At 72.1% G+C, this 11,819-nt stretch carries 13 protein-coding genes; all 13 read right to left on the reverse strand.

Annotated features, from left to right (window positions below; genetic code table 11):
• Positions 1 to 56: 56 nt before the first annotated feature.
• Complete coding sequence (locus K7G60_RS36675; RefSeq protein ID WP_225805297.1) at positions 57 to 503, reverse strand: protein kilB; 447 nt, start codon at positions 501 to 503, stop codon at positions 57 to 59.
• A gap of 2 nt (positions 504 to 505) precedes the next feature.
• Positions 506 to 1,375, reverse strand: coding sequence for an AsnC family protein (locus K7G60_RS36680; protein WP_225805298.1), 870 nt, complete (start codon positions 1,373 to 1,375; stop codon positions 506 to 508).
• Between the two features lie 563 nt (positions 1,376 to 1,938).
• A complete protein-coding gene (locus K7G60_RS36685) occupies positions 1,939 to 2,514 on the reverse strand; it encodes a transcriptional regulator (RefSeq protein ID WP_225805299.1) in 576 nt (191 codons plus the stop codon).
• 4 nt (positions 2,515 to 2,518) lie between these two features.
• Entirely contained in the window at positions 2,519 to 5,728 is a 3,210-nt protein-coding gene (locus tag K7G60_RS36690) for a hypothetical protein (protein ID WP_225805300.1), read from the reverse strand.
• The gene (locus tag K7G60_RS36695) at positions 5,728 to 5,979 is read right to left on the reverse strand and encodes a hypothetical protein (protein ID WP_225805301.1); all 252 of its coding nucleotides are present in this window, start codon (positions 5,977 to 5,979) and stop codon (positions 5,728 to 5,730) included. The genes K7G60_RS36690 and K7G60_RS36695 overlap by 1 nt, the downstream gene beginning before the upstream one ends.
• 119 nt (positions 5,980 to 6,098) lie before the next feature.
• Positions 6,099 to 6,467 (reverse strand): hypothetical protein, encoded by a 369-nt coding sequence (locus K7G60_RS36700; protein ID WP_225805302.1) that lies wholly within the window; start codon positions 6,465 to 6,467, stop codon positions 6,099 to 6,101.
• Between the two features lie 4 nt (positions 6,468 to 6,471).
• The gene (locus K7G60_RS36705) at positions 6,472 to 6,834 is read right to left on the reverse strand and encodes a hypothetical protein (RefSeq protein WP_225805303.1); all 363 of its coding nucleotides are present in this window, start codon (positions 6,832 to 6,834) and stop codon (positions 6,472 to 6,474) included.
• 316 nt (positions 6,835 to 7,150) lie between these two features.
• Positions 7,151 to 7,642 carry a single-stranded DNA-binding protein gene (ssb, locus tag K7G60_RS36710; RefSeq protein ID WP_225805304.1) on the reverse strand — a complete coding sequence of 164 codons (492 nt, stop codon included), beginning with the start codon at positions 7,640 to 7,642 and terminating at the stop codon, positions 7,151 to 7,153.
• Positions 7,643 to 7,746: 104 nt separating this feature from the next.
• Positions 7,747 to 7,935 carry a hypothetical protein gene (locus K7G60_RS36715; RefSeq protein ID WP_121832812.1) on the reverse strand — a complete coding sequence of 63 codons (189 nt, stop codon included), beginning with the start codon at positions 7,933 to 7,935 and terminating at the stop codon, positions 7,747 to 7,749.
• 16 nt (positions 7,936 to 7,951) lie between these two features.
• On the reverse strand, positions 7,952 to 8,926 hold the full coding sequence (locus K7G60_RS36720; RefSeq protein WP_225805305.1) for a DUF2637 domain-containing protein: 975 nt from the start codon (positions 8,924 to 8,926) through the stop codon (positions 7,952 to 7,954).
• Positions 8,927 to 8,933: 7 nt separating this feature from the next.
• Positions 8,934 to 9,422, reverse strand: a complete 489-nt coding sequence (locus K7G60_RS36725; RefSeq protein ID WP_225805306.1) for a hypothetical protein — start codon at positions 9,420 to 9,422, stop codon at positions 8,934 to 8,936.
• A 124-nt stretch (positions 9,423 to 9,546) separates the two neighbouring features.
• A complete protein-coding gene (gene traB / locus K7G60_RS36730) occupies positions 9,547 to 11,550 on the reverse strand; it encodes a plasmid transfer protein TraB (RefSeq protein WP_225805307.1) in 2,004 nt (667 codons plus the stop codon).
• Positions 11,551 to 11,564: 14 nt separating this feature from the next.
• The coding region (gene traA / locus K7G60_RS36735) for a plasmid transfer protein TraA (RefSeq protein WP_308083139.1) at positions 11,565 to 11,819 on the reverse strand (255 nt) is incomplete at its 5' end.

Raw genomic sequence — 11,819 nt, forward strand, 5'->3', positions numbered from 1 at the left:
ACCACGCGAACGGCCCCCCGCCCCGAAGGAGGGGGGGCCGTTCGAGGAGGGGCGGGTCAGACTCCGAGGAGTTGGCCGGCCTCGGTGATGAGCCGGTCATCGGCGGTGAGGGACGCCTCCCGGGCCGCGTCGAGTTCGGCCTCCGTCCCGGCTCCGCGCAGGGCGTAGGTCGCCCGGATGGCCGCCTCGGCGGCCGGGCGCAGAGTGGGGGCCAGGACGGCAAGGCGGACGGCGGGGGCGGAGATCGCGGCGCGGGTGGTGTGGCTGTGCCGGCGGTCCTCGGTCCAGTCCTCGCCCGTGAGCCGCTTGTTCTCCCGGTGCCACATCGCGGAACGGTGGGCGGCCACAGCGGCGGCCAGGTCCGCGACGGCGTCCACGGCGGCCTGTCGGCGGGCGGCGGCCTCGGAGTCGCGCAGGGCGGTGCGGGCCTGGCGGGCGGTGAGCACCCCGGACAGGAGGGCTCCGGCGAGCGTTCCGAGGATGGCGGCGACGGTGGCGAACATGGTCAGGACTCCTTCGTGGTGTCGTCCCACGCGGGGAGGCGGTAGACGGGAGCGGAGAAGGTCAAGCCGTCCAGCCCCGGCTTCCACCCGGCGGCCCGGTCCGGCTCGTAGTGGGCGGCGGGGAGCACCTGGAAACCGTGCTCGATGAGCCGGTGTCCGGCCGAGGCGGAGCGGAAGTAGTCCCAGCCGGGAAGGTCGATGCGGAGCAAGCTCTCCGGCTCCGGCTTGTAGTCGGTGACCGTGATGACGTAACCGCCGGGGTCCATGGGGATGGCCTCGGCCAGGAAGGCACCGCCGGGCGCGTCCGCGATCTGCTCGCGCAGGGTCGGAACCTTCGCCGGGCGTTCCTCGGTGCCGCCGTAGAGGGTGGCCCGGTCGGTGTTCTGGACGAGCCAGTTACGCCAGGGTGCGTGAGCGCCGGCACGCATCCGGTCGACCCGCTCGGCAACGGTGGTGTGGTGGGTCTGGGTGGCTTCCGCGATCTCCCGGAACGACAGGCGCGGACGCCCGTTGGGGCCCTCCTCCCGGGCGTACAGGATGAGTTCGGCCTCCAGTGCCTCCAGTCGGGTGCGGAGCCGCCGGGCGTCGCGCAGGGCGTTGTGCAAGCGGCCTGCGCTCATCTCCTCCCCTGCCCGGAGGGAGTCGACGGCCTGAATCGCGATGTCGGTCTCTTCGGCCATGGTCTCGCCGTGGATGGGACCGCCGCGGAAGTGCAGCACGAACGACGTGGTGCCGTCCGCCCACCACGTGGTGGGGCCGGGGCGGCTCTTGAGTGCGGTCTCGGGCTGGGTGTCGGAGTGGGTGAGGGTGAGTCGCCCGGTGCGGTGCGCGTACTGCGGGAGCTCGGTCTCGGGCTTGTCGTTGGCGGCCACGGTGTCCCCTTCCGGGAGGCGGGGGCCGGGAGGACCCCCGACCCTTTGTCGGGTTAACCCGACACTTTGAATGTAGGGGTGACCCGACACCGATGCAACGGCATCTCTCGGCCAAGTGGCGTGTCTGGAAAGGGGCGCACCCCCCTGTCACACGTCCTGTCGCGCCGAGGCGAAACGGGGGGATGAGGGGTCCGGCCGCAGGTCAGAGCGTGTTACAGGGCTTCGTGTGACAGGTCATGTGACAGCCCATGTGACAGGGGCGGGGCCCGACTTCCCCGAGGGGAAGGAGGGGTGCCACCTGCGGGGAATTCCCCGGAGCTATGCAGCTCGGGGGCGTATCCCCTCGGGGAAGTCGGCTCTTCCCCGAGGGGAGCGGGCCGCGAACTATCCGCCGGCGGAACGGCCCCGGGCCGCCTCCCCGTTCGGGGTGGCTCGGTACGTCATGTGGTTGACGTACGGGCGGGGGCGATGACGTACGCGGCTTCCCGGCCGGGGACGAGGTGGTCCTCGGGGAACGCCGAAGGGCCCCGCCGGCAGTCGGCGGGGCCCTTCGGTGGGTGCTGCTACGCGCCGAACCCGATGGAAGAGACCTCGGTGTAGGCGCCCCAGTCGGAACCGATGCTGTCCTCCGCGATCGCGTCCCACGTGTCGTTCATGCCCGCAGTGTCGTGGGCGGCCCACTGGTCCACGAGCTGGTCCCACTGGGAGGGGCGAACGTTGATCTTCCGCACGTCCAAGTCCCGCTTGCGGGAGGGGGTCACCCCGGACTGTGTGATGGGGTGGACCTCCACTCGGGTCCCGCGCCCGTTGTTGTTCAGCCGCTTTTTGAGCGACCGGGCGATATTCCGGCGCCGCAGGTCTGCGTATGCCGCATCGATGCGGGAGCGGTTCGCCTTGTTCGGGTCGCGGTCTCCGGAGAGCCACGCGATAAGCGTGCGCGGCTTGACTTCGATACCGGCCCGCTCCATCGCCTGATATCCGGCGGGGGACTTGGTCAGGTAGTTGAGACGAGCCTCCAACCCCCGTTCACTCATGGCCGAGGACTTAATACCCCCGGCAAGTTCGGTGAGCCGGTCCGAGATAGCTTCGCCGCCGCGCTTTCCGTGGGCTCCGAATTCTCCCGTGATCTTTCCAACCATGTCGTCACTCCCCCTTTTCCGCGACCGGGGCGCCGACGACGTAAGCGCCCTTCGTCTTCATGTCGGTGAGTTCTCGTCCCTCAGAAAATACCGTGCGCCAGTCACCGGCGACATGGAGTTCGTCAGTTCCGGTAATTCGGTGAACGGTGAGACCGGCGGTGTGCGCCTTGTGCGCTCGGCGCCACAGATTCCCGTGCGCCTGCGCCCGGATGATCTGGGACCAATCCGTCCGCTCGATAAGGTGATTGAACTTCGACGCCTTAGCCGCGGTCGAAATGAACTTCGAGTACATGGCCTTGACGTAAGCGAGAGTCACCTCGTCCCCGGCCGCGATCGCTGCCGACCGGGCGTCGCGCAGGATGATGCGGAACGCGCGGAGGATGCTCTCCGAGGACCCGCTCGTCCACGTCTCGTGAATGACCGGAGCCTCACAGAGCCGCCCGTACTTCTCCGTGGACAGGTCGAAGAGGAGTTGCAGGGTCGGCCGGGTCACCACCAGATCGCCGGAGAGCTCCCGGGCCCCGAGGGGGTTGGGAAGGTCGGTGTGCGTCCACTCCGGCGGGGTGATCAGGTAGGCGCCGGAGCGCCGGCGGTCGAACTCCCCGCCCTCGGCGTGGTGGAGCGCACCGATCGGCAGATGCGTGTTCAGGGCGGACAGGTACGCGGCGTTCACGTCCAGGAGGTGAACCTCGGTGCCGTCCTCGGTGTTGGGGTTGGTCCACTTCGGGCGGGCCTCCCACACCGCGTTCGCGCCGTTCTTCGACGGCTTGCGCAGGATCTCCGGCTCGGGCGGGTGGGCGGTGAAGTCGTATCGCGCGCTCGTCCGGGTGGACTCCAACAGCTCCATGGCATCGGGGATGGACGACTTGATCAGGGCGGCGGTCGCCTTGTCGACGTCGCCCCCGGCCTTCGCCAGGGCGGCGGCCACGCGCTCCGCGATGCTCGCGCAGACCTCGGGGTCCTGGCGAACCTTCCGGGGCGCGGTGCGGGCCGGGGCCGCCTCGGGCTCCGGCTCGGTCGGCTCGGGGAGGGTCGGCTCGTCCACGACCGCCGGGGCCGCGGGCGCCGGCGCGGCGGCGGGGGCCGGAGCCTGCGCGGGCACTCGGGCCGCCGGGGTGCCCTGACCGATCGCCGGGTCGCAGGTGGCGTGATAGCCGCTCGGCTCCGGCTCGTTGCGGTAGAAGGGGCTCCGGCACCCGAGGCAGAGCGGGACCGTGGGGCCGGCGGGTCCCTGCGGCGCCTCGGGGCCGTCGCCCTGACCGCCCTCGGTCGGGCCGTCCGCCTCGGCGGGGAGGCCCATCGACCACACGTTCTTCTTCCGGCCCATGATCTTGCGGGCCACCGTGTGGCGGTGAACCTTGCGGCCCTCCCGCGTCTCGGTCGACCCGGTGATGTACCCGGCCGATTCCAGAGCCTCACCCATGGCGCGGGCCGTGATCTCGATGGGGGCGCCGGCCTCGGCGGAGTAGCGGGCGACAAACGCGGCGGCGGCGGACGGCATGAGGTACAGGCGCTCCCCGTCGACCCACCCGAGGCCGGAGCCCTGCGCGTGCTCGCCGCGCCACCCGAGGGCGGGGCCTGCGGTCGGCTGGCCGCCCTGCACATCGAGGACGTGCGCGGCCCCGACCGCCAGGCCGTCCAGGATCGCGTCCCGGATGCGGTCGGCCATCGACTGCCCCGCGCCCGCGTCGACCTGCGCGCGCAGGGACTCACACAGACCGACCCACCCGCGCTGCCACAGTTCCTTCACCCGCTCTTCGGTCACCCACCCGCGAGAGAGCGCGAACTGGAGACCGCAGTACAGGCCGGCGGCCTTGTCCGCCGACGACTCGACATAGCGGCCCGGGGCGCCGGTCTCGGTGGCGAGCTCCCCCGCGTACTGGTGCTCCAACTCCGAGACGTAGGCGTGCGCGGGCATCTTGGCCGCCCACCACATGACGAATGCGGACATGAGCGAGGACCGGGCCTCGGGGCCGCCCTCGGCGTCGGCCGCGGCGAACGCCTTCGCGTCGAACGCGTCGCGGCTGAGCTGCAACAGGTGCGTGCGGTTCTGCGCCGATTCCACGGCGGTCACGTCCTCGGCGGACAGACCGCCGAACGCGCGGGGTCGCAGGCGAGCACGGGCGACGATCTTCCGGTCCTGAATGCCCATGCGGCCCTTGGACGCGCCGTTGAACAGGGACCGGGCGAACAGGTCGAAGTAGTCGGCTCGCTCGCGCGCGGAGCCAACCGGCGCCATGTCGTCCCACCCGACGAACATGTCCCCGAAGGTGTGGTGGACGTACTCGACATAGGCCGGGGTCGCGAACTGCTTGCCCGCGTTGAACGGCAGGGAGTTCCAGCGGACCGAGGGGGCCCAGCACTGCATGAGGAACGCCATGTGCCCGGACTTGCCGGAGCGGTTCAGGGCGACGTACGTCACGCTCCCCGAGGGGCGGCCCATGGCGGCCCGGAAGACTCCGCCGATCTCCACGGCGGCGAACTTGTCGTCGGTCATGTCGAAGAGCTGCCAGAGCGCATCGAACGCGCGGCGGCCGGCCGCGTCGTCCTCGGGCGGCGGGGCCATGGTGAACGTGCCGAGGCCGTCGCCGTAGACCGGGACCCCGAGGGGGCCCTCGGCAGTCCAGGCGCCGCCGCCGTGGACGTACAGCCACCGGCCGTCGCGGCGGTGCCACCCGAGACGGGAGTAAGCGGGGATGACCGGGTACCGGTCGGAGCCGAGACGGATCGCGGTGAGAATGTCGCCGCGGGCGGTCTGGCCGGTGGCGGCCAGGACTTGCGGGAGCTCCGCGAGTTCCTGGCGGTCGAGCCACGCGAGCTTTTCGAAGTCCTCGGCCGACACCGTGTCGAGCACGGCCGGGGTCTCTTCGGGGACCGAGACGCGCAGGTCGTAATAGGTGACGACGGGGCGGGAGCGGTCGGCGGTCTCGGTCGCGGCGATCGGGTACGGCTCGCCGGTGTCGTCGGCGTACGCGGCGGTGATCTCCGCGCGCGCGGACAGGATCTCCCGGCGGGAGACCTTCACGACCGGCTCACCGTGCTTGTCCTGGCCCATGGACCGGCTGACCTTGTAGTGGCCGTTCTCGTCCGTGGCGTACCGGTCTGCGATGCGCTCGGTGGTGACTTCCTCCCGGTCGACGGCGCCGCCGGGCAGGGCCCGGAGGGGGCGCTCGGTGCGCGGGGCCGGGGCGGTCTGCGGGGTCGTCTCGGTCATCACGCGGCCCCCGCCCGGGTCAGGAGGCGGTCCGCGTACGCGCGGGCCCGGGTGAGCGTCGGCCATCCCGAGGTGAGCAAGTCGCCGGCGGCGGAGTGGACGCCCCACCCGCCGCGACCGCGCACGGTCCGGCAGACCAGGAAGGCGCCGGTGTCGTCGGACACGACGGTGACCCGGCCGGAGGCTCCGACCGGGGTGGGATACGGCTGTGTGGTGCGCGCGGGCGCATCCTGGGTACTCTTGTCCTGCACTTTGGTTCCTCATCAGGGGATCGATGCCAAGCCTCGGGAGTCGTGTCCTGGGGCTTTCGGCATTTCTGGGGATGGTTTCGACCTGCGCGAGTGACCCCCGCCGAAGCGGGGTCGTGTGGTCACGGGGCGCGGGTCGGGGTGAGCCGGTGCCACCTCTCCTTCGTGGTGAGGGGGAGCGGGGGCAGGGCCGGGAGCGGCGCGGGGGCCGGCCGGAACGCCAGGGCGAACAGGACGGCCAGGACGAGCCGGACGGCGTGGTGCGGGGCCAGGGAAGCGAAGAGCCGAGCGAGTCCTCGGCGGCCCGCCCGGTCGTTGCCGCGGAGCATGAACAGGGTGGCCAGACGCGCGCCGGGGAAGGGGCCGCGGGAGGCGGCGTACCCGCCGAACTTCCACAGGATCGCGGCGTCCTCGTCGCTCATGTTGAGCATGTCGAGCGCGTCCTCGTCCCTCACGGTCACCCCCTCCCAGTCCTGCGCGGTCGCGGTCACGTGGTCACTTCCCGAGGTTCAGGGGGATGGTCAGGGCGGAGCCGGACACCGTGACGTTGCTGCCCTGTAGTGCGCGGTACATCTGCGACAGGGCGACTCCGGCGACGGTGGCCAGGGCGGCGGCGGCCAGGATCACGAGCGCGTCGGACACGGAGATGTAGCGGCGGCGGCCCTGGCCGTGCTGCCCGACCACGGGGATTCCGCAGGCGCGGACGGCGTGGTCCACGGCTCCGTGGGGGACTCCGGCGGTGCGGATTACGTCGGCCACGGGGACCGTGCCGTCCGGGGTGACTCGCCAACCCTCGGGGGCGGACCACTCGGACGCGGTCCGGGTGTCGTCCGTGGTCTGCGTTGCGGTCTCGGTCATTGCCCACCCTCCTTTTCTGAAAGTTTTAGAGATCATACGCCCCGTCAGTCGTCGGGGACCACTACCGCGTTGGGACTTTCTCGCCGTGTCCCGGGCCCGGAGCCCTTCCTCGTCCCCGGCCTCGGTGCCCTCGTACGTCACCGAAGCGGCCCGTACGTCATCGGGTTGACGTACCGAACCGCGTCGGGGGTACGGGAGGCGGCCCGGAATCCTCCGAGGGGAGGACCGGGCCGCCTGTGTGTCGCGGGGGTCTTCGGGACGGGTGCACGTCCCGGCGGGCTCACCGTACGGCGGGCCCCGCCTATACCTCCACGTATCAGTACGGGGGCTCTTCGGCGTAGCCGCGCCCGCCCTGGCCGTTCGCGGCGCCGGCCGCGACGGTCGGGCGGGTGGTCGACGCACCCGCCCACGTCTCGTCACCGGGGGCGCCGCCCCCGCCGGTCCTGGCCGTCTTCTTCACCTCGGCCGTGGCGAACGTCAGGTCGGGGCCGACCGAATCCGCGGTGACCTCCCACCCGTACCGGGTCTCCCCGGTCTTCTCGTCCTTCCACGACCGCTGTCGCAGGTCGCCGGCGAGGATGACCCGCATCCCCTTGGACAGGGTGGCCGCGACGTTCTCCGCGAGCGACCGCCAGACCGTGACCCGGTGGAAGTCGGTGCCGGCTTCCTTCCACTCGTTGGTCTGCCGGTCGAAGGTGCGGCGGTTGACCGCCACGGAGAACTTCGCCACGGCGGCCCCCGAGGGGGTGAAGCGGAGCTCCGGCTCGTCCGTCAGGTTGCCCACCAGGGTGATGTGCGTTCCGTTCATCGTCTGTCGTTCCTGTCTGTGTGGGCCCGGATGCCGGGGCGGGTGACCCGTTCGGCCACCCACGCCCGACTATGCCGGGAGATCAGTTGAATGCAAGGGGCGAGCTAGAAAAGCTCCATCTGGCCGGCCACGGGGGAGATTCCCCGGGCCCGGAGCCGCCGGTACTCACCGGCCACCCACGACCGGGAGTAGCCGGTCAGGGCTACGGCCGTGCTCTGCGGTTGGCCGGTGGTGTAGCAGTCGCGCACGATCTCCAACGCCCGGTCTCGGGTCATCTGCTCGGGTGCGGACACGGCCCCTCCCTCGGGGTCAGTTGGCGGGGGCGGCCACGCGTCCCCACGCGGCCCGGAGACGAGCGGCGGAAGCGCTGTAGCCGAGCTCCCGGAATCGGTCCTCCATCTGCCGGTAGGACCGGGGCGGGTCGGTCTCGCGGATGAGGAGGACGACCACGGCGTCCAGCTCCGCGTCCGTAAGCCGTCCGCCGGCGTTCGGCATGACGTGCGTGCGGGCCGCCGGGTCGGTCTCCGCCTCGGCCTCGGCCGCGGGCTCCGTGTCGGTCTTCGGCGTCCACGGGTCGGCCACCTCGAACCCCTCGTACTCGTCCCCGCTCCGGGTCGGAACCGGCACGGTCGCCGTGTCGGTGGACTCCGCCGGGTGCGTCGCCGGGGCCGCGGTCGACACGTTCACCGCGCCGGTCGGCTCGCTCGCCGTGTCGGCTCCGCGCTCCGTCGTGTCGGTCTGCGACGCGGGCGTGTCGGTCGGCTCGTCCGTGTCGGTCACCGTGTCGGCGCCGACGCGAACCGGCACGCGGGCCGTGTCGGTTTCGACCGGGGCCGTGTCGGCGGCGGCGGGCGGCGGCACGGGAACCGTGTCGGTCTGGGGCCCCTTGTGTCCCTGTGCCGTCATGGCGGCGAGGTGGACGGCCAGGGCGGCGGCCAGCGGCGGCACGGCCGACACGGCGATGACCAGCGGCGGGCCGGTGACGATGTGGGCGGTCGACACGAGGTGACCCGTCGCGTTCAGGACCATCGAGCCGACCACGGTCACGAGGGTGAGCCAGCGACCGAGGGCGCGTGCCGCTTCGGGCAGTCCGTTGGTGAGCCAGACCAGACCCGACACGAGGGCGAGCACGTCGACCGACACGGGCAGGGACCAACGCATCTTCTCCCCCCAGCCGACCGCGCCGCCGAGGACGGCGAGCGTGTCGGCCGAGGCGGCCATTGCGACGGCGGCGACGATGGCCGCGCCGGTGACGAGGACTCCGCGGGTGGTGATGTTCGGCATGGTGGCTCTACTTCCTGTTGCGCTGAACGATGCTGACGCTCTGGGTGACCGACACGGAGAGCGTGTCAGCTCCGGGGCGGCGACGGCACGCGACCGCGACGACGGCGGCCAGGACGAGGGCGCCGACGACGTACGGGGCGGCGGCGGCCATGGCCGAGGCGGCGGCGGTCAGGGCGAGCGAGATACCCCAGACGACGAAGCCGATAAGGCCGGCCATCACGGACACGGCGGCGGTGACCGCCGACGCGCGCCAGACCCACCGGGGGACGATCGGGTCCTCGGCCGGGGCCGCGGGGGCGGCGGGCTGAGGGACGAGGGCGGCGGCGGAGTGCCGCTCCCACGCGGCCAGGAGCTCCGCCGTGGTCGGCACCGCCGGGGCCGCCTCGGTGGGCTGGGAGGGGGTGACGAGGGAGGCCGGGGTGTCCGGGATCAGGAAGTGGGCCAGGTCGGGCGAGACCGCCCGGTCCGAGGCGCCATACTCGTTGTTGCTGCTCACGGGGTTCTCCTTCGTGGGTGTCAGGGCCCGGTGTCAGGGCCCGGTGTCAGGCGCTGTCAGAGCGGGGTGTCATCCGCTCTGACAGCGCGTCTACCTGGGGTTTCGGTGTCAGGCCGTCAGGCCGTCAGGCTGACGTCAGGGCGGGGACGATGCGGTACTTGTGGCCGCCGGCGGGGACGAGGCGGCCCTCCCGACCGAGGCGCCCGAGCTCTGCCGAGACCCACGGCCGGGAGCGGCCGTGCTTGTCGCAGTGGTCCATGAAGTCCTTCGTCTGGACGACCATCCGGCCCTCGGCCTCGAACTCCCGGAGGATTTCCTCCATGGCCGTCTTCGGGTCGTCCGGCTCGTCCCCGGCCGGGGCGCCGAACATCGGGGCGTCGGTCGTCTCGGGGAGTTCGGCCTCGGGGTTGATCCCCTCGTCCTCGGGGTCTACCAGCGGTTCGCCGGTCGTCATCTCGTCCTCTTCCTGTGCGGCGTGCTGCGGGGCGGTGCCCGCGGCCGGGGCCGTGCTCGGGCCCTGGCGGTCGGTGTAGATCTGTCCCGCGACCGAGGCCGCGGCGGTGGCCGTGACCTCGTCCACGGCCATACGGACCGGGGCGAACTCCTTCGTGACCCATTCGAGCGTCACGGGGTTGTTCCGGAACGTGCGGCTCGGGGTCGACCACAGTTCCTCGTCCACTCCGGCCTGTACGAGGTAGCAGTAACCGGGCCGCTTGTTGCCCCACGCCCCGGGGTTGGCGCCGGCGTCCAGTACCTCGGAGGGGAGGGCGAATCCGGCGTCGCGCTCGTCCACGCCCATGCAGAGCGCGGACGGGAGGGACGCGCGGGTGTCGGTGCTGATCTGGTAGCCGCTCGCGCGCTGCATGGAGATGACGAGGGAGGCGCCGGCCGACCGCGCTTCCTGCGCAATGCCGGTGAACGCGTCGTCATCGACGGCCCGCAGGGTGTTCGCGGCTTCCTCGAACCAGCCGATCAGGTACGCCATGCCGGGGCACCCGCACGCCGTGCCGTCCTCCCGGCAGGTGTGGGCGGGGTCGTCCTGGCGGAGTGCGGCGGCGGGCTCCCACGACCGGTAGCCGTGCGAGCCGAGCCACAGTTGCCGGGCCGGGATGACCGCTTCGAACGCGGCGATCATCAGGGCGGCCCCGTCCTGCGTGGTCACCACCCAGTCGCAGGCGTCGAACGCCTCCCCGAGGTCCTGGCCCCGCTTCGGGTCCGACAGCCACACGGCCACGTCCCGGCGGGTCAGTACCTCGGCCATCACATCGAGCGCGGCCTCGGTCTTGCCGGAGCCGGTGACGCCCATGACGAGGAGGTGAATCGCCTGCGGGAGGGTGAGCCGCAGCTTCCGGCCGTCGTCGTACACGCCGATGACGAGCGGTTCCGCGATCGATCCGCCCGGGGACGAGGGGCCCGGGTACCAGATCACCTCACGCAGCATGTCGTTCGGGACGATGACGAGCTCCCCCTTGCGCGCCGACTCCGGGTCGGGGCGGAAGCGCACGGCGGTCGGGGGCACGTCCAGCGCGGACGCGATCCGGGGCAGGCTCTTCGACATGTCGTCGTTGGTCGCCTCCCCGGCCGGGAGCGCGTAGGGCACCGTGACCTTGTTGGGCTCCACCTTCGCCGTGCCGAGCTGCGTACGGGCGAGACCGACCTTCTCCAACAGCCCCTTGTCCCCGCCCTCGTTCTGGCCGGCGCCCTCGGTGTTGCGCCGCATGACGAGCCGGACGTTCCACGACAGGGCGGTGACCGCGCCGCCCATGAGGAACATGTCGGGGAGCGGGCCCGTGAGCGGTCCGGCCAGGGCCGCGGCGGTCAGCCACGACGACCCGGCCGCAACCGTGATCGCGGAGTGAAGCCGACGCTGTGCGGTCGTGGTGCGGCCCGCCCACCACGTGGCCCCGGTGAGGGCCACGGACGAGAGGGTGAGGCCGACCCCGGCCCAAGCCGAGTTCTCCCACATGAGGTTCGCGCCGCCGCCCGCCAGGCCGACCGCCGCCGTGGCGATCCACGGGGGAAGGTGCGGCTTGGCACGGTGCAGGAGGTAGCGGCCGACCCCGGCCGCGTTGGAGCTGCCGTTGAGCTGCTGCTCGTGCTGCTGCTCGGTGTTGTCCTTCTCGCTCACGACCCCGCCCCCCTCTACTGCCGAGCCCAGTCCATGCGCGGAGCCGAGGGCTTCCGGGCACGGTGGCGGACGCGGTTGATCTCTTCCTCGTACTGCTGCTGGAACGCGGCGTAGCAGGCGGCGGCGTTCTTCGCCGCGGCGGCGGCGGCCTCGGCCGACTTGGCGAGCTTGCGCGAGACGCGCCACGCGCGGGCCTTCGACGCCCCGAGGCGGCCCTCGGGGTCGGGGACCGTGGCGAGCACGCCCTTAAGGATCTCGGCGCCCATCGA

Origin of the sequence: Streptomyces sp. NK15101 (assembly GCF_020400725.1) — a bacterium.
GTDB lineage: Bacteria > Actinomycetota > Actinomycetes > Streptomycetales > Streptomycetaceae > Streptomyces.

Coding starts and splice junctions, on each gene's coding strand:
- K7G60_RS36675 (WP_225805297.1), bottom strand. CDS start 503: ATGTTCGCCACCGTCGCCGCCATCCTCGGAACGCTCGCCGGAGCCCTC.
- K7G60_RS36685 (WP_225805299.1), bottom strand. CDS start 2,514: ATGGTTGGAAAGATCACGGGAGAATTCGGAGCCCACGGAAAGCGCGGC.
- K7G60_RS36690 (WP_225805300.1), bottom strand. CDS start 5,728: ATGACCGAGACGACCCCGCAGACCGCCCCGGCCCCGCGCACCGAGCGC.
- K7G60_RS36705 (WP_225805303.1), bottom strand. CDS start 6,834: ATGACCGAGACCGCAACGCAGACCACGGACGACACCCGGACCGCGTCC.
- ssb (WP_225805304.1), bottom strand. CDS start 7,642: ATGAACGGAACGCACATCACCCTGGTGGGCAACCTGACGGACGAGCCG.
- K7G60_RS36720 (WP_225805305.1), bottom strand. CDS start 8,926: ATGCCGAACATCACCACCCGCGGAGTCCTCGTCACCGGCGCGGCCATC.